Raw genomic sequence first — 23,065 nt, forward strand, 5'->3', positions numbered from 1 at the left:
GTCGAGGCCGAGCAGGCTCACTACGCTCACCACCAGACCCCGACACCGGTCGGAGCCTCAGAGTAGGAAGTCTCCGGACTCGCCGGGGCGGTTCAGGGGTCGGGTCCGCCGTGCGAGTGATGACGGCTCCAGCGCGGGTACTGACGAACTTAGAGTGGCTTTGAGTGATGTTGCGGTGGCGCAGGGTGGAAGCAGCCCGGTTGTTGAAGACTGTGGAGGACCGACCGGGATGTGCTTGCCGTACGCCTACGTGATCAGCCCTGGCGACCCGCCGCGGAGCCACCGCCAGGCTCGGCGCGGCCCCGCGCTGCCGCCGGTGAACGACCGGGGTCCGTTGGAGGCCGCCTCCTTGCAGGCGGTGGCCGCCTTCGCCGTCGAGGCCGGTGTCAGCCATCTGCAGGTGCGCTCTCCACGGGTGACGGGTCCGTACCCGGGTGGCGAAGCGACCTGGCGGGTGCTCACGGGCATGTTTGGGCCTGACCTGGAGAACCTGTTCGACGGGGTGGAGGTCAGTCTCGACCAGGCGGTGGAGCTGGTTCGGCAGCGGCTGCGCGACGGCGCCCTGGCAGCCACCTTGGAGGCCGAGGACCGCCTCATCGTCAGCGTCGGCTGGGACCAGGACCTCCACGTCAGCAGCACCTTTCCCTGCACTCACGCTGTCGAGCGAGCCAGGGCCCAGGGGCTGTCCGTGGAACGCGAGGAACCCTGCTCCGGTGAGGATGAGGGGCCCTACGTGCAGGAACGGGCCGACGAGCGGTTCTGGCGCCGGGTGGACGACCTGGCCCTGGACCGCGGGGAGGTGCTGGTAGAGACCCAACCGCTGCCCGGGAACTGGGGCGTCACCCACTACCGGCTGCGGTCAGCAGAGCTGCCCAGCGCCGCCCTGCAGCCCCGCATCCGCCCGCGGTCGTTGGTCACCGTCTGGCCGGCGCTGCTTCCCGATGTCGCGACGGTCACCGACGGGGCCGTCAGCGCCCTGGCCGACGGGGACATGGGCAGGCTCGTCTGGGCGCTGCGCGACGGGTCGGTGCATCACCGCTTCCTCAACGATGAGGACACCGACGTCGCTGCCCTGTCCGGCGGGGCCGTCGCCGCCGCCTGGCAGGAGGTGGGCGGTGCGCTCCTCGACGGGCATCTGATGCAGGCAGCCGTCCCCGACACCGACGGCGTCCTGCGCGCCCGCTGGCGGGCCTAACGTCAGCTCTCGCGAACCGCTGACACAACCGCGATGAGCTCCGACCGCACCCACAGGGCGGCGTTTGCGGATGTTCGCCTCCCGGGTGAGGTGTTCGATGATTAGCGCATGCGGGGCGGGCCTTCCAAAGAGCAGAGTGAGCCCTCGGGCGACCCTGATTGGCGCTCGGGACAGGCATGGCCGGAAGGCGCCTGGCCGGCGGGCACCCGCGTCCGCGTCGTGCAGGACCCACAGTGGTCAGGGCCCTGGCGTCAGGAGTTCACCGGCACGATCGACTCCTGGGACGTGCCCAACATCGTCGAGGTGATCGACTCACCCCAAGGGGAGCTGGAGTACCAAGTCTGCTTCGACGAGGCTCAGGATGATATGTCCGACGATGGCCCCTACTCCTCCGCTCGAATCCTGGCCCGCTACCTCAGGCGGCTGGAAGACGAGCCATAGCAGCAGCCCGCCCCAGCGCAGAGCGCGTCCAGTGACCACCATGATCGCGGCCCATCAGCGGCGTGGGCGGATGTTCGGGGCGGTCGCCGTTGCGGGTGGAGCGCGTCAGGCGCCGGGTGCTGGGTGTCGACTCAGGTGGGTGGCAGGAGCCTGGTCAGGCGCAGCCGCACCTGCCGGTTGTCCCTGCGGTGGTCCATGACCCGGGCCTCGACGCGACAGCCGCGCGCCAGGGCCGGTACTGCAGCGTCGCCGGCCTCGACGTCCAAGACGGCGACGGCTTCGGGGCAGTCGTCCACCTCGACGTGCGCTCCGTCGCGGCGAGTGGCGATGACCCTGGCAGTGACCACTGCTCCGAGCGGCAACGCGGTCCTGATCGCCTCCCACGCCACCTGCCCCTGCCAGGGCCCGGGCGCAGGAGCCGGCTGCAGTCCGCTGAAGAGTTCCACCAGGTAGCCGTCCACCCCGTCACAACAAGCGTCGAGATCGGTGAGGTCCAGCGCTGCCTGTGTGGTGTCCGGCCAGGTGCACGCCTGCTCCACGGCGATGTCACGGCGCAGCACGTGCGGCAGCAGCGCGATCAGCTGCGAGGACGTCATGGGCAGTGGCATCGCCCGGACGTCGATCCCGGAGTGTGGTGCGAGGAGCTGCACCAGCCAGCCGGGGAAGCCTGCGATGAAGGAGCCCAACTGCTCGACGTGCTCATCGAGTGGCCCCTCATCCACCCGCAGCCGGGTCAGTGGCACCCGTACTCGGCCGGCCTCGGACCAGCGAGGCCATCCCAGGTCGACATCACCGTCTCCCATCGCATCCAGGAGGGGCAGCCACTCCGGCTCCGTAAGGTCGACGTCGGGCACGTAGCGCCGTAGCTCCGCGACCATGGCGGGGAAGGCGCGGTGGTAGGCGTTGGCGAGCAGGCGCACGTGCAACCGACTCACCGTCGACCTCCATCCGCGGGCTTCCCGATCGGATCGGCCGACTCATGCTGCCACCGGGCGGCGCCGCGCACCTCACCCCTCGTGCGACGGCGTGAGTCCGAAGACATGGTCGGACGTCACCAGCCGCTCATGATCGCGCCCCACCAGCGGCGTGAGCGCACATCTGGGCGGTGTACGAACCGCACAGGTGGGGGCCGATGTCCCATGGTGGTGTCATGCAGGGTGACGAGCCGATAGGCGTTGACTTCGGGACGGTGACCGGCCTGCCCTTGCCGCCTGGACTGGAGCTGCTGCTTCGCTCCCTACAGCCCGGTGACGGTGGGCGTGGCGGACGGGTACCCAGCCATCAACCCATGGCCTCGAGCTACACGTGGCAGCGACCCGACGTCGTGCGGGAACGGCTCGGCTTCACGATGCCGACCCTTTCCGTGCTGCGGCAGGAGGGACTGCACGAGCTCTACGCCACGCTGGGGTGCGACGAGGTTGAGCGTCCCTCCGAGGTGCACCCCAGCGGGGGTAACGCTGTCCGCGTCGCCTACGTCCCTGACGAGCAGTCGTTGAACCTGACGGAAGACGAGGGCTACCACCACGGCATGACCACCCTGACGATGGTCTACGGCTCCGGCGCCCCCTGGCCGGATGAAGCGCCCAGGACTCGTCGAGCCCCCGCGTCGGGAGACTCCACGGTCGTCGACCTGCGCGGTCACCACGTCGGTGTTCAACACAGGCCAGGTGGCCTCACCAGGCTCGCCTGGGTGCTGCGACGACCTGAGGCCGGCTACAACATCGAGGTCTACACCGGGCGGCCACCTCTAGAGGCCGTACGAATGCTGGCCGCCAGCGATCTCTTCACCTGACAGGGACCGGCCAGACATCGGCGACGGTGCGTGCGAAGCGCATCATGATCGCGCTCCACCCCGCGGCATGGGACTGTCCGATCTTCGGTGTAACTGGCCGGGCGGTTAGTGGGTGATGCGTCCTTCGAAGGTGATGGCGAAGGCGTTGAGGGCGGGCTTCCAGCGGGCAGCCCAGCGTGCCCTGCCCCGGCCAGTGGGGTCCAGCGCCCTGGTCGCGAGGTACAGGCACTTGATTGCCGCCTGCTCGGTCGGAAAGTGCCCCCGAGCACGGACGGCGCGGCGGTAGCGGGCGTTGAGGGACTCGATGGCGTTGGTCGAGCAGATGACGCGGCGGATCTCCACGTCGTAGGCGAGGAACGGGATGAACTCGCTCCAGGCGTTGCGCCACAGCCGCACGATGGCCGGGTACTTGGTGCCCCAGACCTCGGCAAAGTCGTCGAACCGCGCCTCCGCCGCGGCGTCGCTCGGGGCCGTGTAGACGGGGCGCAGGTCCTTGGACATGCGGTCCCAGTCCGCCCGTGATGCGTAGCGGAACGTGTTCCTGATCAGATGGATGATGCAGGTCTGCACCACCGTCTGCTCCCAGACCGCGGCGATGGCATCGGGCAGGCCGCGCAGGCCGTCGCAGACGAGGATGCACACGTCCTGCACTCCGCGGTTCTTCACTTCGGTGAGCACCGAGAGCCAGAACTTCGCGCCCTCGCCGCCGTCACCGGCCCACAGCCCCAGGATGTCCCTCTCCCCGGCGAGGGTGACGCCGATGGCCACGTAGATGGGGCGGTTGGTCACCTGGCCGTCGCGGACCTTCACGTTGATGGCGTCGATGAACACGACCGGGTAGACCCGGTCCAGGGGACGTTGCTGCCACTCGGTCATCTCCGCGATCACCTTGTCGGTGGGGGCACCTCCCGCGCGAAGCGTGGGGGAATGCGCGAGACGGTGTCCTTGGACACCTGGGCTCCGTAGACCTCTGCCAGATGCGCGGACACCTCACCGGTGGTCAGGCCGCGGGCGGTCAACGAGAGGACGACCTCGTCGATGCTGTCCAGGCGGCGCTGCCGCTTGCGCACGATGACCGGCTCGAAGGTCCCCTCTCGGTCCCGCGGCACCTCGATCTGCACCGGGCCGACATCGGTCAGCACCGTCTTGGTCCGGGTCCCGTTGCGGCTGTTGGCGCGGTTGCGCCCGGCTGGCTCGTGCTTGTCATAGCCGAGGTGCTCGCTCAGCTCCGCCTCCAGGGCCGTCTCGAGCACCGTCTTCGTCAGCCCGGTCAGCAGCCCACCGGGCCCGACCAGCTCGATGCCCTGCGCCCTGGCGGTCTCCACCAGCTCCTCAGCCAGCCGGCGCTGCTGCGCAGCGCCCAGCGGCCCGGCCGGCCGCTGCGTCTCCTGCTCCTGAGCCTGCTCCTCGGTCATGGGCGTGATCATGTCGGTCATGCGGGGTCCTTCCCGCCAAGCCAGCCGGCTCGGCGCGTCAGGCCCGATCACTTACACCGTTGATCAGACAGTCCCCGCGGCATGGGCGGGCGTGCGGACTTGCCTCCACGGTGGGTCCGGCTCCATGGCGACTGGAAGGCCATCGGGCTCCAGTCGCTGTCCAGTGCCCTTTCCTTGGCGCCCGTCGGCTAGTCCCTTGGTGGCTGTGGCGAGCGGCGACTGCGCCATGCCTCGAGAAGGATCGGAGTAGCACCGACAAGCAGTCCGGCGAGCAGAGGGCCGGCGTCTCCTCTGACTGCACTGGCGACACTGAACCAAGCGCCGACGCCGAGCATCACCGCGAGCAGCAGCGTCCCGGCCCAGCGGGCGACCTCCTGCTGCCGGGTGTACTGGCGCCGGTGCTGAGCCATGGGTACAGGGTGGCAGTCATCTCCTGCACGAACGCCCTCAATTCGGCAGAGTCGTGCGTTTGCGTGGTGGTCGGCTCGGTCAGATGACCTTGATGAGGAGGTTGCGGTGGATGCCACGCCAGGCTTCGTCGTGCTGGTAGCCGTCGGGGACGAGGAGCACGTCTTCGTCACGAGGTCCGTCGCCGCTCATGACGGCGGTGGAGGAGTCCGAGGGCCACGGCGTGCAGCCGGTGTCAGGGACGATCTCGGCGCCTTGAGCCCTGAGGGTCACCAGGCAGGCGTCGCCGGTGATCCCGACTCCGAGGTAGGCCGGGCCGATGGGGGTCTCGCCGAGGAAGCGGGTGGTGTCGGGGCGGACCAGGTAGCGCAGGTGCGGGCTGTCGATGACGTCGCTGGGCTGCTGCGGTGCGGCCAGGACCGCGAAGGCCGTAGTGGGCGCCAACGGTTGCGGTTTGGGCTGGCCGTCGTCGGCCAGTGCGGCGTGGGTGGCAACGGACGCCGCAGTCAGGGCCAGCGCGCCGGCGGCCAGGACGATCCTGATCTGGTGGCGGCGGCTGCCGGCGCCCAAGTGCGGGGCGAGGTCAGGGTCGGAGCCGAGCGAGGTGTCAGCCACAGGGAAACTCCAGAGGGTCTGCGGAGGTGGAGCAGAGGCAGGGGCGGGCGCACTGGGCGAAGCGGTCACGGGCGGTGGTGGGTCAGCTGTCGAGGCTGAGCAGGTCCCCAGGCGTGCAGTCCAGGGCGTCGCACAGGGCGCTGAGGGTGGAGAAGCGGATCGCGCGGGCCCGGCCGTTCTTCAGCACCGCGAGGTTGGCCACGGTGATCCCGGCGCGGGCGGCGAGCTGGGCCATGGTCATCCCGCGCTGCTTCAGCAGGACGTCGAGGTGGCAGCGGATGCGGTGCGGCGCTTCCGCCCCGCTGTCGACGTCGGCTCCCGCCTGCGTCACGGGCTCGCGTGTAGGAGCAGCGGGGGTGGTGGGTGCTGCCATCGGGCTCAGACCAGGCCCTCGGTGTCTTCGCGCAGGCGGGCGCCCGCGTGCACGGCGGCGGCCAGGACGAGTAGGAGCACCGCAGCCGGCAGCGGCCACAGCACCGGTTGCAGGTCCGCCACCCACACCTTCTCGGTGATGAAGGGCATCTGAAGCAGCCGCTGCGCACCCAGGTAGGGCAGGACCGACGCTGCGATCGAGGCCAGCACCAGCACGCCGGCGGCAGCGGCCAGGCGGGCGGCGTTGCCGGGGGCAAAGGGCTCCCGGGCGGCGGTGGTGCGCACCAGCGGCACCAGCAGCGCCACCAGGATGAACACGCTCAGCCCCGCCACGGCGGCGCCGGAATGTGCAGCCAGCGCCACACCCGCATCCACGGGGTGGTCCAGGAACGCCACCTCCGCCCGCAAGCCACCTGCACCGGCGGTGATCCCGGCGGAGGCGTCCTGGCCGTCGCCCTCGTAGAGGGCGGTGTCGGCGTTGTCCAGGGCCAGGGCCTGCACCGGCTGGGGGGCGACATGCTGCACCCAGAAGGTCGGAGAGCCGGCCAGGCGGACCGGCAGGTGCATCGGCGTCCCGGACTGCCCAGTGGCGATCACCGCGGCGCCCACCCCGACGAGCAACGACAAGATCCCGAACACGCTGAACACCCCGATGAGCAGGCTGATCCGCAGCGGCTGCACTGGGATGTCCCGACGCCGAGCGGGGCGGCGGGCGAGGGAGAGTGCCATGCGGGGCTCCCGGGGCGTATCGAGATTCGAGCGATCGACACTCGATGGATCGGCACTCCCCGCGAAGACCTGAACCGCCCGCCCCTGCCTCACCCGGCTGGTCGCACACCAGCGGCTACAGGGGGCGCGGTCGAGCGAGACCCCATCCGCACGTCGGCTCCTTGTCCGCTGGACCTACGGTCCGGGCCTGGCCAGGCTGGGGCCGAGGTGCCCGGCGGGACGCCACCGGGTGAGCCCGGAGGGGTCCTGAGCCAGACCCGGCAGGACGAGGAAGGGGACGATCAGCTCACCGGCCGGAGTGTGGACGCGCTGCACGAGGACCTCCGGAGCCTCGATCCCCGCGGCGAGGAGGGCCGCCGCCTCCGGTAGCGGTGAACGCCTCCGCACCTGCTCACCCAGCGACGATCGAGTGTGTTCGCGGGCACTCGACGAAGCGTCGCGACCACCGGACGAAGGACGTCACCTGCGTCTTCGACGCGTGGCTGCTGCGCGGCTGCCCCTTGCCGTTCGGGGCTGGGGGCGGTGTCGCCGGCTGCCGCCCGTGCGGACGCGCGGGTCAGGCGGGTGGGGTGGGTTCTGCCCGCAGGGGGCGGAGGGCGGCGGTGAGCTGCTGCGCGAGTTGGGGGCGGCCGAAGTGGAAGCCCTGGGCTTCGTCGCAGCCGAGCTCTCGCAGTCGCTGGGCGGTCTGGGCGTTCTCCACGCCCTCGGCGATGACGGTCAGGTCCAGGGTGTGTCCGAGCTGGATGATCGATTCCACGAGGGCGTGGTCCCGCTGCCGTCGCCGATCCCCCGGATGCTGCCCGCCATGCTCGACGGAGCGCTCGGCGGGGTGCTCGACGGAGGGGTCCTGGTGAGTGCCGACGAGGAAGCTCCGGTCGATCTTGACGGCGTGCACGGGCATGTCACGCAGGTGCGCCAAGGAGGAGTAGCCGGTGCCGAAGTCGTCGATGGAGACCCGGACTCCGAGGTTGGTCAGCCGTTGCAGTTGCTCGATGGCCAAGGCGGGGTGGGTCATGACGGCGCTCTCGGTGACCTCGATCTCCAAGGGACCGGCCGGCGGGTCGCTGTGGTGCCAGTCGTAGGCGGCCTGCAGCAGCTCGGCGTCGTGCAGGGTGGTGGCAGAGATGTTGACCGCGATGGGCACGTGCAGCCCCGCGCTGCGCCAGGCCTGGCTCTGCTGGTGCGCCAGGACGAGGACGTGGCGGGTGAGGTCGCCGATGAGCCCGGCCTGCTCGGCGATGTCGATGAAGGTCTGGGCTGAGACGTTGCCCCGGCGGGGATGCTGCCAGCGGCACAGCGCCTCGACGTGGTCCACGTCGCCGGTGCGCAGGTCGATGACGGGCTGGTAGTTCAGGTACAGCTGGGCCGCGTCCACGGCAGCGCGCAGGTCGTCGGCCAGCTCGAGCCGGTGCAGGCGGGCCCGGTCGTGCTCTGCGTGGTAGCGGGCGATCCCTCCCCCGCCGCTCTTGGCCAGGTACATCGCCACATCCGCTCGCTGCAGCAGCGTGAAGGCATCGCGGGCGTCGTCGGGGGCGATGGCGATGCCGAGGCTGCACCCCACCTGCAGCGTCCCGGTGCCGGTCAGGATCGGCTCCCCGATCGTGTCGAGGACCTTGCGTGCGACCGCGGCGGCGTCGGTGGTGTCGCGCAGGCCGGGCAGGACGAGGGCGAACTCATCGCCGCCGAGGCGGGCGACGGTGTCGGAGGCGCGGAGCAGCCCCGAGGCGCTGAGACGGGTGGCGATCTCCCGCAGCAGTTCGTCCCCGGCCTGGTGGCCGAAGCGGTCGTTGACGTCCTTGAAGCCGTCCAGGTCCAGCACCATCAACGCGGTCGGCTCGCCGCTGCGGGAGGTGCCGGCGATGGCCTGCTCCAGTCGATCGCTCAGCAGCGCACGGTTGGGCAGGTCGGTGAGCGGGTCGTGCAAGGCGCGGTGGCGCACCTCCTGCTGGGCGGCGTGACGGCTGGTGATGTCGACGACTGTCTTCACCGCAGCCTCCACCTGGCCGTCGCCGTAGACGGGACGGGCGTTGACCTCTGCGAGGAAGCTGCTGCCATCAGCGCGGTGGAGCAGTTCCTCGCTCAGGTGGCAGCCGCGCCCGGCCCGCACCGCAGGCAGGACCGGGCACTCCGAGAGCGGGTACGGGCTGCCGTCGGCGTGGCTGTGGTGCACGAGTTCGTGCACGTTGCGTCCCACCAGCTCCACCGGGTCCAGGCCCACCATCGCCGCTGCGGCGGTGTTGACGAACGTGCAGCGCCCGTCCAGGTCCAGGCCGAAGATGCCCTCGCTGGTGGACTCCAGCAGCAGCCGCCAGCGCCGTTCGCTGTGCCGCAGTGCCTCCTCCGCGCGGTGGCGGTCGCTGATGTCGCGCAGGGTCCCCGCCAGGCCCACCGGGGCGCCGTGCTCGTCGTTGAGCACCTGGACGCCGACCTCCGCCCAACAGGGGGCCTCGTCGCGGTGGAGCAGGCGCAGCTGCACCTGCACCGGGGTGGAGGACATCAGCGCCCGCCCTACCGCCTCGTTGACGGCGGAGGCGTCCTTCGGGTCGACCAGAGCGGCCAGCGGCCGTCCCAGGGCCTGGTCGACGGGTGCCCCGGTCAGCTCCTGCCAGGCGCGGCTGACGAAGGTGATCGCCCCGTGCAGGTCGGCCTGGAAGATCACCTCGTGGACGCTGTCCAGCACCGACTGGTACCGCTGCCGGCTCGCGGTCAGCTCCTTGGAGCGGGCGGCCAGGTCGGCGGTGCGCGCGGTCAGCTCCGCGGTGCGCTCGGCAACCCGCTGCTCCAGGCTCCGGCTGAGCAGTGCGTGCTCGCGCAGGGAGAGCCACTGCCGGCCCAGCAGCATGATCCCGAGACAGACGCCCAGCCCGGTGTGCGCGAGGTCCAGATCCCCCCACCACAGCAACTGCACCGCCAGCAGCGCCACCGCGCCCGCGGCCAGCAGCACCGGCACGACCGCCGGCGCCGCCCCCGCCCGCACCCCCCACCCCAGGCGGCGAGCGGCCACCTCCTGCGCGCCGGCCTCCTCGTGGAGCGCGGTCCCGCCCTGGGCCCGCACCGCGACGGACTGCGGGCTCCACGCCGCCAGGCACATCAGGCCGAAGCTCAGGACCCAGAGGGAGTCGACGAGGTGGCCGGTGAAGTAGCTCTGCCGGGCGGCCAGCCACCCGAAGACCGCATAGGCCAGCGCCGAGGTGAGCAAACCGGCGGCGAGGAAGGCGAAGTCCCGGCTCCGCGCGCTGCTGTGGACCGCCACCGCACCGATCAGGGAGAGCACCACCACGTGCGCCAGCGGAAAGGCCAACCCCACCAGCAGCGCCACCCGGCCTGCGCCGGCCTGTTCCAGGTAGGCCGGCCGCAGCGCCACGTCCCAGAACAGGATCAGCAGGGCGGTGACCAGGAGCAGACCGTCCACGATGATCCGTACCCGCGACACCGCGCGCATCGACTGATCCGCCAGGCACAGGACGCCTGCTGCGATCAGGGGGAACTCCAGCAGGAACAGGGCCTCCGCCCAGGACGGGAAGGGCACCGGCCAGCCCCGTACCTGCTGATAGGCCCAGGCGCACTGCCCCGCAGCGAAGGCAGCGCCGCCTGCTGCCAGCAGCCGCCACCCCCGCCCCGGCCAGCGGCCGGCTTCCGCCGCGTGGTGCCAGGCAGCTCGCTGCCACGCCACGACCGTGAAGACCACCGCCGCGAGGAACAGGCCGGTGCTACCGGCCACGCTGGAGGCCCCGGAGCGATTCGGAACCAGCAGCAGGACGCCGGCGAAGACCGCCCACGCCAGGAGAACCGCGGGCACACCGACCCGCACCCGCGCCGAGCCCACCTGCCTCATGCCCACCGCCACCCGTCTGCACGGAGTTCAAGCCGTTTCCACAGCGTGCACCCGCCAGCTCACTGCACGTCAGCGATCCGCAGAAGTCTCGCGGCGGGGGCGCTACCTGTGGGTCTGGCGAGGCGGGCGGGGCGGTTGCTGCCCGACGTGACCTGCAGGTGACCGGCCCGGTGGAGTCGGCGCAGCAGAGAAGTCCCCCACGGGAGGGTCGGTCTGCAACAGCAGCGCGGCTGTCCGCAACCGCGTCTGCGCCGCCGCCCGCTGTGCCGGGGGCAGCTCATCGAGGACGCTGGCGGCGAACTGCGCGCAGAACACCGCGCTGAGGGCCCCCTGCCGCGGCGGGACGTCGGCGATCAGGACGCTCTGGGCGTCGGCGTCGTCGGAGAGGGCCGCCAGCAGCAGCCCGACACCGAGGCGAGCAGCCTGGCTCGCCGCATCTCCGCGCCCCGTCTGCTCCTCACCGGCTCCAGGTGGACCGGCCGGCGCGGAGGGGCTGCTGTCTTCGTCGTGACCCACCGGATGCACCCACCCTCGTGCGCTCGGGTTGCGGGCCCGCTCCACGTCTCCGGCGGCCCGCGCTCCGGGCAGACTTCCCCCGACCCACCACGGGTAAACGTTGCATTGCGGAGCGCCCTCGATGGCCGCCCCTCGCAGGGGAGCCTCAGTCGACTCACCTGCGTGATCCGATCGGGGCGGGGCGACCCACGGGGCCGCGTCAACCGCTCCGACTGCCGTCGGCCGACATCGCCCGGGCCGTGCTCAGCTTGGCCGGGGTCATCACCGCTGGTCGCCCCCGCGCGACGCGTCAGAAGCGCGGTCCCCCTCGGCAGTGCCGCGCTTGATGCTCGACCTCCCCGGCGGAGGCCCTGAGCGGGCATCACCCGTGGGCGGAGCCGTCCGACCCTGACACTCCTGCTGCCCCCAGGTTGCGACGGACCGCACCGGGAGCGTTCCGCACCGGCGTGTCGCCGCCTCGGTGCAGCAGGAGTGTCAGCCGACCCCCACGCGGCCCCCGCCGCAGGCTTCAGCGCACCTCGCGGCCGGGTGGGGCGTGCGGCACCAGGAGCGGTGGGGCGTCGACCCTGCCCTCGGCACCGTCCTCGCCGGTGTCGAGCACGACCCGGCCCCGCCCGGTGGGGTGCCTCGTCGATCCGACGACATCACGATCCCGTCGGCCGGTGCCCGCACGGGCTCGAGCGCGAGCAACGCCACCCGGCGGTCCCGTTGCCGGGAGCCCACCGGTCCGGGAGCGGACGCACGAACGGCCCCGGACCGCACACGAGGTGCGGTCCGGGGCCGTTCCGCGTCAGCGGGCCCGCCGCGCGCACGTGATCGTTGCGCGCCCGGGTAGCTGCACTGCGTCTGGCGGCAGACCCCCCGCCTGCCGCCAGACGCGACGTGCCACCCCCCTGTGAACCCCCTGCGCGCCGCCGGTCCCCCCGGACGACGGCACGAGTCCCCCCGGACTCACCGGCTCCATCGCGGCCTCGCCCGGAGGTGTTACACATCTGAGGGAAGTTCTTCGCCGGGCCGTCCGGCCGGCCCTCAGCCGAGCGCCGGAGGGGCCGAACTGCCCCGGGCACGCAGGGTCGGGGTGGCGGCGAGGTGGGCCGCCGGGGCCTCCCCCTCCAGCAGGCCGAAGAGCCGCCCGGCCACCGCGGCGCCGTAGGCGGCCACGTCGTGCCCCACGGCCGTGATGCGGGGGTGGGTCACCCGGCAGAGCGCCGAGTCGTCCCAGGCGACGAGGCTGACGTCCTCCGGCACCCGCCGGCCGAGGCCGGTGGCGACGGACAACCCGGCCACGGCCATGAGGTCGTTGTCGTAGACGATCGCCGTGACGGGGTCGGCACCGGTCAGCAGGTCGTGGGTGGCGCGCGCGCCGTCGTCGCCGGAGAAGTCGGTGTGCACGATGCGCGCCTCGATGCGGTGCTCCGCCGCGGCGGCCGCGAGGGCCTCGTCGCGGATGCGGACGTGGCCGAGGTCGGGCAGGCCCGCGACGCGGGCGATGCGGCGGTGCCCCAGGTCCACGAGGTGCTGCACGGCCTCGCGGATCCCGCTGGCGTCGTCGGTCCAGACGCAGGTGAGCCCACCGGCCAGCGAGGGGTCGGCGACGACCACGGAGGGCACGCCGTCCGCCTGCAGCCGGGGGATGCGGGGGTCGTCCACGCGGACGTCCACGATGACCATGCCGTCCACCCGCCGCTCCGACCACCAGCGGGAGTACGTGGCCGCGGCGGCGTCGGGGCTGGGCACGACCTGCAGGAGCAGCGCGCAGTCGCGGGTGCTGAGGACGCTCTCCAGGCCCGACATGAACTCCATGTAGAACGGCTCGTGCCCGAGGGTGCTGGCGGTTCGGGTGACGACGAGGCCGAAGGTGTCGGTGCGCGATCCGGAGAGGATGCGGGCGGCCCGGTTCGGCACCCACTGCAGTTCCTCGGCGACCTTGAGGACGCGGGCGCGGGTGGCGTCGGAGACACCGGGGCGGTTGTTGAGGACGTAGGACACGGCCCCCTTGGAGACGCCGGAGCGGCGGGCGATCTCGGCGATGGTGACGCGGGTCACTGCGGGTCCTCCTGTGGGCGCCCGGCCCGGCGCGGTGGCGGGCTGCCGGACGACTGGTCCGGGCAGCCTACTGTCCGGGTCCGGCCGGGGCCCTACTGCCGCGGCGCCGTGAGGTCGCGCACCTGCGCGTAGCGCTCCCGCACCTCGGGCTGCGGCTCGGCCTCATGGGTCCCGGCCGCTCCGGGCTCCCAGGGCGGCGGCTCCTCGCCGCCGAGGAGCGCCCACGCCGCCTGCCGGGCCGCCCCGTCGGCCACGTACTCCCCCGGCGGCGGGACGAGCACCGGGCGCCCGAGCAGCGCCGGGGCCAGGCGGCGCACCGCCTCCGAGCGGGCCCCGCCGCCGACCAGCAGCACCCGGCGGACCTCCACCCCCTGCGCCAGCAGGGCGTCCAGCCCGTCGGCCAGCCCGCACAGCAGCCCCTCCACCGCCGCGCGGGCCAGGTGGGTGGGCGTGGACGTCGCGGGGGTCAGCCCGTGCAGCGCGCCGGTGCTGTCCGGGCGCACCGGCGTGCGCTCGCCCTCCAGGTAGGGCACCAGCACGAGCCCCTCCGCGCCGGCGGGGGCGGAGAGGGCGAGGCGGGACAGCTCCTCGTGGTCCACCCCGAGCAGGCGCGCGGCCGCGTCCAGCACGCGGGCGGCGTTGAGCGTGCAGACGAGGGGCAGGTAGCGGCCCGTGGCGTCCGCGAAGCCCGCGACGGCTCCCGACGGGTCCGCGGACGGGGTCGGGCTGAGGGCGCTGACGACCCCGCTGGTGCCGACGGAGACGACGACGTCGCCGGGGACGGCACCGACCCCGAGGGCGGCGGCCATGTTGTCGCCGGTGCCGGGGCCGAGCACCACCTCCCGCCCACCCACCCGGAGCCGCCCGGCCTGCTCTGCGGGCCCGAGCACCTGCGGCAGCTCCACCTCGGCGCCGTCCGCCCCCATCGCCAGCCGCAGGAGGTCGCGGCGGTACTCCCCCGTCGCGGCGCTGAAGTAGCCGGTGCCGCTGGCGTCGCCGCGGTCGGTGGTCAGCCGCTCCCGGCCACCGAGGTGCCAGGTCAGCCAGTCGTGCGGGAGGCACACCCGGGCCACCCGCGCCGCCCGGTCCGGCTCGTGCTCGGCCAGCCAGCGCAGCTTCGCGACGGTGAAGGAGGCCACCGGCACGGAGCCGACGGCCCGCGCCCACTCCCCGGGACCGCCCAGCTCACGCACCAGGTCCTCGGCCGCCCCCGCCGAGCGGCCGTCGTTCCACAGCAGCGCCGGGCGCACGACCTCCCCGGCGTCGTCCAGCGCGACCATGCCGTGCTGCTGGGCGCCGACCGCGACGGCGTCGACGTCGGCGAGGCCGCCCGCGTCGGCGAGGGCCTCCTCCAGCGCCCGCCACCACCGGTGCGGGTCCACCTCGCTGCCCTCGGGGTGGGCGGCCCGGCCGGCGCGCAGCAGTTCCCCGGTGACGGCGTCGCGCACGACGACCTTGCAGGACTGGGTGGAGGAGTCGATCCCCGCGACGGTCGGCACGACTGCAGCCAACCACTGGGCGCCGACGGCCGTCCCGGACGGCGGCGATCCGTTCCCGGGCGCCCACCGGAGGCCCGTCCGGAGCCCCGCCGGAGGGCGGTTGGGGCGTCCGGGTGTCTCAGCGGGGACCAGAATGCCGGAAGGCTCGGCGAGCCTGTACCGTTGGGTCACGGAGAGATGACCAGGAACTCCGGGGTCCGCATGCGCCGACCCCGGGTCGACGTGCGAGGGGGTCGACGCCATGGGGCGCGGCCGTGCGAAGGCCAAGCAGACGAAGGTCGCCCGTCAGCTGAAGTACTTCAGCCCGGAGACCGACTACGAGGCGCTCCAGCGCGAACTGCACGGGCCTGACCGTTACAGCGCTTCCACGCGCCCCGAGGCTGACGCCGAGGGTGCCGAGGAGGACGAGTCAGCCGACGACGAGGACGAGTTCGACTCCACCCGCTACGCGGTGGACGACGACGAGGTCGACGACGACTACGAGGCGTGGGCGGCGAAGCGACGGGCTTGACCCGCCGTCCCCTCCACCCGCTCACGCACGCTGGGGCCGAGGCCCTCCCCGAAGGTCACCAGCCCTGGTGCTCACCTTCGAGGAGGGCCACTCCGCCGTCTACACCCTTGGCGTTGCTGCGCCCGTCCTCGTCCCGCCGGGCACGCACCTCGCCGCACACCCACGCCGGGATCCCCGCGGTGTCGAAGAGGCGACGCAGCGCGTCCGCGGACTCCGGTGCGACCACGGCCACCATGCCGACGCCCAGGTTGAGGGTCCGCTCCAGGTCCGCCGCGGGCACGCGCCCGAGGTCGCGGACCATCGCGAAGACCGCCCCGGGCGTCCACGTCCCGCGCTGCACGACCGCCGTGAGACCCGTCGGCAGGCACCGCGCCAGGTTCGCCGCCAGCCCGCCGCCCGTGACGTGGGTGAGCGAGTGCACGCCGTCCTCGCCGTGGCCGAGCGCCGCGACGGCGTCGAGCACCGGGCGCGCGTAGATCCGCGTCGGCTCCAGCAGCTCCTCGCCCAGCGTCCGGCCGAAGTCGTCGACGTGGCGCTGCAGCTGCCAGCCCGCGTCGGCCACGACGCGCCGCACGAGGGAGTAGCCGTTGGAGTGCAGCCCCGAGGAGGCCAGCGCGACGAGCACGTCGCCCTCCCGGACCCGCTCGGCGCCCAGGACCGCGTCGGCCTCCACGACGCCCGTGACGGCACCGGCCACGTCGTACTCGTCGGGCCCCAGCAGGCCGGGGTGCTCGGCCGTCTCCCCGCCGACGAGGGCGGTACCCGCCTCGGCGCAGGCCCGCGCGATGCCCGCGACGATCGCGGCCATCCGCTCCGGGACCACACGGCCGCAGGCGATGTAGTCGGTCATGAAGAGCGGGCGCGCCCCGCAGACGACGATGTCGTCGACGACCATCCCGACGAGGTCCGCGCCGATGGTGTCGTGCCGGTCCAGGGCCTGCGCGATCGCGACCTTCGTGCCGACGCCGTCGGTGCTCGTCGCCAGCAGCGGGCGGCGGTAGCCGAGCAGCGCGCTGGCGTCGAAGAGGCCCGCAAAGCCGCCGAAGCCGCCGACGACCTCGGGGCCGTGGGTGCGGGCCACCGACGCCTTCATCAGCTCCACGGCGCGGTCGCCGGCCTCCACGTCCACGCCGGCCGACGCGTACGTCGTGCCCTGCGTCTGCGCAGCGCTCACGGGCGGGGTCCCACGGGAGTGATCGGCAGGGTCGGGCGCTCCAGGGCGTGCTTGCCGAGGCGCTCCACGTCGGGCAGCGGGATGGGGTAGCTGCCGGAGAAGCACGCGGTGCAGAGCCGCTCCTCGGGCTGGCGCGTGGCCTGGATCATGCCCTCCATGGAGATGTAGCCGAGGGAGTCCGCGCCGATGCTGGTGCAGACGTCCTGCACCCCCAGGCCGGTCGCGATGAGTTCCGCCCGGGTGGCGAAGTCGATGCCGTAGAAGCAGGGCCACGTCACCGGCGGGGAGGAGATGCGCACGTGCACCTCCGCCGCCCCGGCCTCCCGCAGCATCCGGATGAGGGCCCGCTGGGTGTTGCCGCGCACGATGGAGTCGTCGACGACGACGAGGCGCTTGCCGTGGACGACGCTCTTCAGCGGGTTCAGCTTCAGCCGGATGCCGAGCTGGCGGATCGTCTGGCTCGGCTGGATGAAGGTGCGGCCCACGTAGGCGTTCTTCACGAGGCCCTGGCCGTAGGGGATGCCGGACTGCTCGGCGTAGCCGATCGCCGCGGGGGTGCCGGACTCCGGCGTGGGGATGACGAGGTCGGCGTCGACGGGGTGCTCGCGCGCGAGGGCGCGGCCCATGTCGACGCGGGCCTCCTGCACGACGCGGCCGCTGATCGTGGTGTCGGGCCGGGCGAGGTAGACGTACTCGAAGACGCAGCCCTTGGGCTTCGCCTCCGCGAAGCGGGTGGAGCGCAGCCCGTCGGCGTCGACGGCCACCAGCTCACCGGGCTCGATCTCGCGCACCAGGCTGGCGCCGACGATGTCGAGGGCCGCGGTCTCGCTGGCCACGACCCAGCCGCGCTCGAGGCGCCCGAGCACGAGGGGGCGGATGCCCTGCGGGTCGCGGGCGGCGTAGAGGGTGTGCTCGTCCATGAAGACGAAGCTGAAGGCGCCCTCCAGCAGTGGCAGCACCTCTAGGGCCGTCGCCTCGAGGGTGTGGTCCGGGTCGCCGGCCATCAGGGCGGTGACGATGGCGGTGTCCGTGGTGTTGCCCTGCTTCAGCTCGCCACCGGAGTGCTCGGGGTGGCGCTCGGTGAGCAGCTCGCGCAGCGCGAAGGAGTTCGTGAGGTTGCCGTTGTGGGCGAGCGCGATCGTGCCGCCGGCGGTGGCGCCCAGCGTGGGCTGGGCGTTCTCCCAGGTGCTGCCGCCCGTCGTGGAGTACCGGGCGTGCCCGACGGCCACGTGCCCCTGCAGGGCCTCCAGAGCGCGCTCGTCGAACACCTGGGCCACGAGCCCGGTGTCCTTGTAGACGAGGATCTGGCGGCCGTTGCTGACGGCGATGCCGGCCGCCTCCTGCCCCCGGTGCTGCAGGGCGTAGAGGCCGTAGTAGGTGAGTTTGGAGACGTCCTCGCCGGGAGCCCAGACCCCGAAGACGCCGCAAGCGTCCTGGGGACCCTTCTCACCTGGGAGGAGGTCGTGGTTCAGTCGTCCGTCGCCACGGGCCACGGCACGAGTGTCGCACAGCCGAGGGGTCCCGCGAGTCGCAGGGCGCACTCGCACCCCCTTCGGAGCACCGCCGCGGCCACGGCGCCGCGGGGAGGGCCCCGGGCGCGGGGCGGCGGGTCAGCGCCGCCGGTCGGCGCGCCGGTCGACCAGCACCGCGACGAGCCCGCCGAGGACTCCCCCGACGAGCCCGAGCGTCACTCCGAGGTAGCCGAGCAGGGCGAGCCTGCTGTACCCGCCGCTGGCCGGCGTGAGCAGCGCGATGACGGCGGCGACGGCCACGGCCGCGGCCAGCCCGGTCAGCACGAAGGCCCGGTAGCGGGGCGCGCGGCGCACGTGCACCGGCCGGCCCACCGCCGACGGCGACGGGGGCTGCCCCGGGGTGCCGTCCTCGCTGCGGGGGGTGGGTCCGTCGCTCATGCCCCGACCGTAGGGGACGCCGCGCCGGTCCCCGAACCGCCCACCGGCGGCTCCGGAGCGGGCAGCAGCGGCAGCAGGTCGCCCAGGTCGGCGCGGGCGCCGCTGGCCGAGACCCGCCCGGCGGCCTGCGCGTCGGCGAAGGTCAGCGCGCCCACGGCGAGCTCCAGCCACGTGCGGGGGTCGGTCTCCACGACGTTGGGCGGCGTGCCCCGGGTGTGCCGGGGCCCCTCGACGCACTGCACCGCACCGAAGGGCGGCACCCGGACCTCCACGCTGCCCCCGGGTGCCCGGGCCGCGAGCTCCTCCAGGGTGAAGCGCACGGCGGTGGCGACGTCGGTGCGGGCGGCGTCGGGGGCCAGCGCCCGCTGCAGGCCGGCCAGGCCGGCGGTGGGGTCGGTGCGGCGACGCGGGGGCACGCCCCGATCGTCGCACCCCGCCCGGCCCGGCGCCGGTCCCGGCCCGCGCGAGGCGCGAACGCCGGAGGTCCCGCCACCCGTGGGCGGCTCAGGACAGGTCGACCTCCACGCGGCGGCCGGTGCGCAGGGACTCCACCCCGGCGGCACAGACGGCCGCGGCGGCGTAGCCGTCCCAGGCGCTCGGGCCGTCGACGGTGCCGCGGCGCACCGCGTCGACCCACCGCTGGACCTCAGTGTCGTAGGCCGCGCCGAAGCGCTCGCGGAAGTCCCTGGGGATGCTGCCGCCCCAGCCTGCTGCGGAGCGGCGGACGAGGTCGACGCCGAGGCCGATCTGCGCGGTGCCGCGCTCGGCGACCAGTTCGGTGCGGACCTCGTAGCCGTAGCGGGCGTTGACGAAGACCTCCACGTCGACCAGCGCCCCGCCGGCCGTCTCCAGGAGGACGAACTGCGGGTCCTGCAGCCCCTCGGGCGCCTCGGAGCTCGCCCGCGGGCGCAGGACCGTGACGGCGGTGATCTCCTCGCCGAGGAGGTACCGGGCGGCGTCGACCTCGTGCACCACCGAGTCGAGGACGAGCATCTCGCTGGTGAAGTGGGGCGGGATGCTCGCGTTGCGGTGGATGCAGTGCAGGAACAGCGGACGGCCGAGCTCCCCGGAGGCGACGAGGGCGCGCAGCTGCTGGTACTCGGCGTCGAAGCGGCGCATGAAGCCGACCTGCACGAGCTGCTGCCCGAGCTCGCGCTCGGCGCGGACGATGCGCAGGGAGGTCTCCGCCGAGGTGGTCAGCGGCTTCTCGCAGAGCACCGGGACCCCGTGCTCCAGGCAGGCGAGGACCTGCTCCTCGTGCGCGAACCCGGGGGTGGCGATGACGACGGCGTCCACGTCGGGGTCGGTGATGGCCGCGAACGGGTCGTGGACCGCCCGGACGCCGAACTCGTCCGCGACGGCACGGGTGCGCGCGGCGTCGACGTCGCTGACGGCGACGAGCCGGGCTCCGGCGGTGCGGGTGGACAGGCGCCGGGCGTGGTCCTGCCCCATCACCCCCACCCCGAGGACGGCGACGCGCAGGTCGCCGCCGCGGCTCGCGGCCGCCGTGGCCGTGGCGGTCGCCGTGGTGGTCGCCGTGCTCATGGGGCTCCCGGTCCTTCCCTCGTCAGTTCTCGGTGGTGGTGCGTCCCGCCGCGGCGGGTTCGGGGGTGCTGCCGGGCCTGCTCAGCTCGTGGCTCAGCGCCTCCAGCTCCGCGCCGCCGGCCATCTCGTTCGTCAGCCGGTCGAGGGAGACGTCGCCGCGGCCGGCGTCGAGGGACACCCTGCCGCGGTTGAGGATCACGAAGTGGTTGCCGACGAGGTGGGCGTGGTGGGGGTTGTGGGTGATGAAGACGACCCCGAGGCCGGCGTCGCGCGCCTTGGCGATGTACTTCAGGACGACGCCGGACTGCTTGACCCCGAGGGCGGCGGTGGGCTCGTCGAGGACGAGCGCCTTCGCGCCGAAGTGGATGGCGCGCGCGATCGCGATGCACTGGCGCTGGCCGCCGGACAGGGCCCCGACGTGGCGGTCGAGGTCGGGGACCGAGATCCCCATCTTGACCAGTTCCTCCTCGGTGACGCGCTTCATGCGCTCCACGTCCAGGCGCCGGAGGGGACCGGAGCCCCTGGTGAGTTCCGAGCCGAGGAAGAAGTTGCGCCAGATGGACATCAGCGGGACGAGGGCGAGGTCCTGGTACACGGTGGCGATGCCGCGGTCGAGGGCCTCGCGGGGGGAGCCGAAGCGGACCGCCTCCCCGTTCACCGTGAACCTGCCCTCGGTGTGCTGGTGGAGCCCCGCGATGATCTTGATGAGGGTGGACTTCCCGGCCCCGTTGTCGCCGAGGACGCAGGTGATCTCCCCCTGCCGCACCGACAGCGACACCCCCCGCAGGGCGTGCACGTTGCCGTAGCTCTTCCCGACGTCCTCCAGGCGCAGGATCTCCTGGTTCGGGGAGTGCCCCGCCCCCGCGTCCAGCTCCGGAGTGCTCACGGCGGTCACCTCTTCGCGGCCTGGTTCTTGACGATCATGTTGACGATGGTCGCCAGCAGCAGCATCACGCCGAGGAACGCCTTGAACCAGTTGGCGTCCCAGCCGGCGTAGACGATGCCGAGGCTCGTCATCCCGAAGATCAGTGCGCCGATGGCGGAGCCGACCGCGGAGCCGTAGCCGCCGGTGAGCAGGCACCCGCCGACGACGGCGGCGATGATGTAGATGAACTCCTGCCCGACGCCGCCTCCGGACTGGATGGCGTTGAAGGAGAAGAGCTGGTGCATCCCGACGAACCAGGCCATGAACCCGACGGTCATGAACAGGCCGATCTTGGTGGCGCGGACGGGGACGCCGACGGCGCGGGCGGCCGCCTTGTCCCCGCCGGCCGCGAAGATCCAGTTGCCGGTCTTCGTGCGCAGCAGCACCCAGGTGCCGATCGCGACGAAGAGGAGCCACCAGAACACGGTGATCTTGACGGAGACGCCGCCGATCGGGACCGTCGAGGCGAACACCGCCCGGGCCTGCTCGAAGCCGTCCATGTCGGAGACGCTCGTGGAGGAGACGTTGCCGGTGAGCAGCTTCGTGACGCCGAGGTTGACGCCCTGGAGGATGAAGAACGTGCCGAGGGTGATGAGGAAGCTGGGCAGCCCCGTGCGCATGAGGAGCCAGCCGTTGAAGGCGCCGATCCCCAGGGACACCACCAGCGCCGCGGCGACGCCCACCCAGAGGTTGAGGTTGAGCTGGTAGGCGAACGTCGAGGCGAACAGCGCCGAGGTGGTCACCGCCACCCCGGCGGACAGGTCGAACTCACCGCCGATCATGAGCAGCGCCACGGCGAGCGCCATGATGCCGATCGTCGAGCCCGCGTAGAGGACGGTGGCGAACGAGGCCGCCTGGCGGAACGTGGGCGCCACCGCGAAGAACAGCGCGAACACCGCGACGGCGCCGACGAGGGATCCGACCTCGGGACGGGACAGGACGCTGGCGAGGAGGCTCCTGCGCCGCACCCGGTCGTCGACGCTGCCGGGTGGAGCGGGCGCCGCCTGGACGGCCTGGCTCACCGGGTGCCGCCCGCCGCGAACTCGGCGACGCGGTCGACGTTGCTCGCGTCGACGAAGGCCGGGCCGGTCTGGGTGGCCTGCCCGCCGCCGATGGTGTTGCCGTTGGTGTTGTAGAGCCAGAGGGAGTCGACGGCCAGGTAGCCCTGGAGGTAGGGCTGCTGGTCGATCGCCCACTGGATGTCGCCGCCCTCGATCGCCGCCATGAGGTCGGCGTTGGTGTCGAACGTGCCGATCTGGGCGCTGCTGCCGGCGTCGGCGACGGACTTCACCGCGGTCAGCGCGTAGGGGGCGCCGAGGGTGACGACGCGGTCGATCGCCGGGTCCTGCTGCAGCTTGGAGGTGATGGCCTGCTGCACGGCCGGCATGTCGGTGCCGGTGACGTAGAGGTTCTCGGTCTGGCCCCCGAAGGTCTCGGCCACGCCGGCGCAGCGGGCCTCCAGGCCGACGTGCCCCTGCTCGTGGATGACGCAGAGCGCCTTCTTCGCGCCCTCGGTGGTGAGCCGCTGACCGGCCGCCTCCCCGGCGGTCCGTTCGTCCTGGCCGAAGTAGCCGAGGGCACCGGCCTCCTGCCACTCCTCGAACCCGCCGTTGAAGGCGACGACGGGGATGCCCGCCTCGGTGGCGGCCTTGACGACGGGGGCCATCGCCTCGGCCTTGGCGAGGGTGACGGCGATGCCGTCGACGTCGGCGTCGATGGCCTGCTGGACGAGGTTGACCTGGTCGCCGGCCTCGGGGGCGCCCTGGTAGTTGAGGTCGACGTTGTCCTTGGCGGCGGCCGCCTCCGCACCCTTGCGGACGATGTCCCAGAAGGTGTCGCCGGGCGCCGCGTGGGTGATCATGGCGATCTTCATGGTGGGGGTGTCGGCCTTGCCGGCGGCGCCCCCGGCGGGCGCCTCGTCCTCCTGCCTGCCGCCGCTGCTGCTGCAGCTGGAGAGCGTGAGGGCCGCCAGCGCGACGAAGGTGGCGGCCACGGTCCTGCGCGAGCGAGTCCTCATCGATCCTCATCCTCTCGTCGGGGGACGTCGGTCCCTCATGGGTGCTGCGCGAGCCGCAGCCCGTCGCCGGGCGCCGCGGTGGGGACGAACTCTGGCCCT

General features: G+C 72.9%; 21 protein-coding genes and 1 pseudogene. 4 read left to right on the plus strand and 18 right to left on the minus strand.

The genetic code is table 11. The features are described from left to right. Positions 1-466: 466 nt before the first annotated feature. Positions 467-1,195: a hypothetical protein gene (locus CLV92_RS20840; RefSeq protein ID WP_146099389.1), complete on the plus strand. Its 729-nt coding sequence runs from the start codon at positions 467-469 to the stop codon at positions 1,193-1,195. Between the two features lie 108 nt (positions 1,196-1,303). Beyond that, a complete protein-coding gene (locus CLV92_RS02940) occupies positions 1,304-1,636 on the plus strand; it encodes a ferrous iron transport protein A (protein ID WP_146099390.1) in 333 nt (110 codons plus the stop codon). A 131-nt stretch (positions 1,637-1,767) separates the two neighbouring features. Here CLV92_RS02940 and CLV92_RS02945 read toward each other — a convergent pair whose 3' ends face one another. Further along, the gene (locus CLV92_RS02945; protein ID WP_104431331.1) at positions 1,768-2,571 is read right to left on the minus strand and encodes a hypothetical protein; all 804 of its coding nucleotides are present in this window, start codon (positions 2,569-2,571) and stop codon (positions 1,768-1,770) included. 353 nt (positions 2,572-2,924) lie between these two features. Here CLV92_RS02945 and CLV92_RS02950 point away from each other — a divergent pair, with 353 nt between their 5' ends. Continuing rightward, positions 2,925-3,428 carry a hypothetical protein gene (locus CLV92_RS02950; RefSeq protein WP_146099391.1) on the plus strand — a complete coding sequence of 168 codons (504 nt, stop codon included), beginning with the start codon at positions 2,925-2,927 and terminating at the stop codon, positions 3,426-3,428. A gap of 105 nt (positions 3,429-3,533) precedes the next feature. Here the strand turns inward: CLV92_RS02950 and CLV92_RS02955 are convergent. The 9 genes and pseudogenes from CLV92_RS02955 to xylB all read right to left on the minus strand — a co-directional run bounded on the left by CLV92_RS02955 (position 3,534) and on the right by xylB (position 14,884). Continuing rightward, positions 3,534-4,864: pseudogene (locus CLV92_RS02955) on the minus strand (IS256 family transposase). A 489-nt stretch (positions 4,865-5,353) separates the two neighbouring features. Beyond that, entirely contained in the window at positions 5,354-5,887 is a 534-nt protein-coding gene (locus CLV92_RS02960; protein WP_104431333.1) for a hypothetical protein, read from the minus strand. A gap of 82 nt (positions 5,888-5,969) precedes the next feature. Continuing rightward, the gene (locus CLV92_RS02965; RefSeq protein ID WP_245886375.1) at positions 5,970-6,218 is read right to left on the minus strand and encodes a helix-turn-helix domain-containing protein; all 249 of its coding nucleotides are present in this window, start codon (positions 6,216-6,218) and stop codon (positions 5,970-5,972) included. 47 nt (positions 6,219-6,265) lie between these two features. Then, entirely contained in the window at positions 6,266-6,988 is a 723-nt protein-coding gene (locus CLV92_RS02970; protein WP_146099392.1) for a hypothetical protein, read from the minus strand. Between the two features lie 174 nt (positions 6,989-7,162). Continuing rightward, positions 7,163-7,375: a hypothetical protein gene (locus CLV92_RS20845; RefSeq protein ID WP_146099393.1), complete on the minus strand. Its 213-nt coding sequence runs from the start codon at positions 7,373-7,375 to the stop codon at positions 7,163-7,165. 169 nt (positions 7,376-7,544) lie between these two features. Next, a complete protein-coding gene (locus CLV92_RS02975) occupies positions 7,545-10,823 on the minus strand; it encodes a bifunctional diguanylate cyclase/phosphodiesterase (protein ID WP_146099394.1) in 3,279 nt (1,092 codons plus the stop codon). A 102-nt stretch (positions 10,824-10,925) separates the two neighbouring features. Continuing rightward, on the minus strand, positions 10,926-11,339 hold the full coding sequence (locus CLV92_RS02980) for a hypothetical protein (protein ID WP_146099395.1): 414 nt from the start codon (positions 11,337-11,339) through the stop codon (positions 10,926-10,928). A gap of 1,029 nt (positions 11,340-12,368) precedes the next feature. Continuing rightward, positions 12,369-13,385, minus strand: a complete 1,017-nt coding sequence (locus tag CLV92_RS02990) for a LacI family DNA-binding transcriptional regulator (RefSeq protein ID WP_104431339.1) — start codon at positions 13,383-13,385, stop codon at positions 12,369-12,371. 92 nt (positions 13,386-13,477) lie between these two features. Continuing rightward, positions 13,478-14,884, minus strand: coding sequence for a xylulokinase (gene xylB / locus CLV92_RS02995; RefSeq protein ID WP_104431340.1), 1,407 nt, complete (start codon positions 14,882-14,884; stop codon positions 13,478-13,480). Positions 14,885-15,125: 241 nt separating this feature from the next. On the opposite strand from xylB, the gene CLV92_RS03000 reads away from it, so the two are divergent. Beyond that, on the plus strand, positions 15,126-15,395 hold the full coding sequence (locus CLV92_RS03000; protein ID WP_104431341.1) for a DUF3073 domain-containing protein: 270 nt from the start codon (positions 15,126-15,128) through the stop codon (positions 15,393-15,395). A gap of 55 nt (positions 15,396-15,450) precedes the next feature. Here CLV92_RS03000 and purM read toward each other — a convergent pair whose 3' ends face one another. The 8 genes from purM to CLV92_RS03040 form a co-directional block, all read right to left on the minus strand. Beyond that, positions 15,451-16,569: a phosphoribosylformylglycinamidine cyclo-ligase gene (gene purM, locus CLV92_RS03005; RefSeq protein ID WP_104431342.1), complete on the minus strand. Its 1,119-nt coding sequence runs from the start codon at positions 16,567-16,569 to the stop codon at positions 15,451-15,453. Then, positions 16,566-18,062, minus strand: a complete 1,497-nt coding sequence (purF, locus tag CLV92_RS03010; RefSeq protein WP_104431343.1) for an amidophosphoribosyltransferase — start codon at positions 18,060-18,062, stop codon at positions 16,566-16,568. The genes purM and purF overlap by 4 nt, the downstream gene beginning before the upstream one ends. 117 nt (positions 18,063-18,179) lie before the next feature. Continuing rightward, positions 18,180-18,479, minus strand: a complete 300-nt coding sequence (locus CLV92_RS03015; RefSeq protein WP_104431344.1) for a hypothetical protein — start codon at positions 18,477-18,479, stop codon at positions 18,180-18,182. Continuing rightward, positions 18,476-18,895, minus strand: a complete 420-nt coding sequence (locus tag CLV92_RS03020) for a sterol carrier family protein (RefSeq protein ID WP_104431345.1) — start codon at positions 18,893-18,895, stop codon at positions 18,476-18,478. Before CLV92_RS03020 ends, CLV92_RS03015 begins: the two co-directional genes overlap by 4 nt. A gap of 88 nt (positions 18,896-18,983) precedes the next feature. Then, complete coding sequence (locus CLV92_RS03025; RefSeq protein WP_104431346.1) at positions 18,984-20,024, minus strand: Gfo/Idh/MocA family protein; 1,041 nt, start codon at positions 20,022-20,024, stop codon at positions 18,984-18,986. A gap of 22 nt (positions 20,025-20,046) precedes the next feature. Continuing rightward, on the minus strand, positions 20,047-20,910 hold the full coding sequence (locus CLV92_RS03030; RefSeq protein ID WP_104431347.1) for an ATP-binding cassette domain-containing protein: 864 nt from the start codon (positions 20,908-20,910) through the stop codon (positions 20,047-20,049). A 5-nt stretch (positions 20,911-20,915) separates the two neighbouring features. Further along, on the minus strand, positions 20,916-21,971 hold the full coding sequence (locus CLV92_RS03035) for an ABC transporter permease (RefSeq protein ID WP_104431348.1): 1,056 nt from the start codon (positions 21,969-21,971) through the stop codon (positions 20,916-20,918). Then, positions 21,968-22,966, minus strand: a complete 999-nt coding sequence (locus CLV92_RS03040) for a sugar ABC transporter substrate-binding protein (RefSeq protein WP_104431349.1) — start codon at positions 22,964-22,966, stop codon at positions 21,968-21,970. Before CLV92_RS03040 ends, CLV92_RS03035 begins: the two co-directional genes overlap by 4 nt. Between the last annotated feature and the right edge of the window lie 99 nt (positions 22,967-23,065).

The sequence above is a fragment of the Kineococcus xinjiangensis genome (genome assembly GCF_002934625.1).
Classification (GTDB): Bacteria; Actinomycetota; Actinomycetes; order Actinomycetales; family Kineococcaceae; genus Kineococcus_A; species Kineococcus_A xinjiangensis.

Bases quoted from the DNA above. Each gene is read 5' to 3' on its own strand.
- CLV92_RS03025 (WP_104431346.1), bottom strand. From the start codon at position 20,024: ATGAGCACGGCGACCACCACGGCGACCGCCACGGCCACGGCGGCCGCG.
- CLV92_RS02950 (WP_146099391.1), top strand. From the start codon at position 2,925: ATGGCCTCGAGCTACACGTGGCAGCGACCCGACGTCGTGCGGGAACGG.
- CLV92_RS03000 (WP_104431341.1), top strand. From the start codon at position 15,126: ATGGGGCGCGGCCGTGCGAAGGCCAAGCAGACGAAGGTCGCCCGTCAG.
- CLV92_RS02940 (WP_146099390.1), top strand. From the start codon at position 1,304: ATGCGGGGCGGGCCTTCCAAAGAGCAGAGTGAGCCCTCGGGCGACCCT.
- CLV92_RS03015 (WP_104431344.1), bottom strand. From the start codon at position 18,479: ATGAGCGACGGACCCACCCCCCGCAGCGAGGACGGCACCCCGGGGCAG.
- CLV92_RS02975 (WP_146099394.1), bottom strand. From the start codon at position 10,823: ATGAGGCAGGTGGGCTCGGCGCGGGTGCGGGTCGGTGTGCCCGCGGTT.
- CLV92_RS02970 (WP_146099392.1), bottom strand. From the start codon at position 6,988: ATGGCACTCTCCCTCGCCCGCCGCCCCGCTCGGCGTCGGGACATCCCA.
- CLV92_RS03040 (WP_104431349.1), bottom strand. From the start codon at position 22,966: ATGAGGACTCGCTCGCGCAGGACCGTGGCCGCCACCTTCGTCGCGCTG.
- CLV92_RS20840 (WP_146099389.1), top strand. From the start codon at position 467: ATGTTTGGGCCTGACCTGGAGAACCTGTTCGACGGGGTGGAGGTCAGT.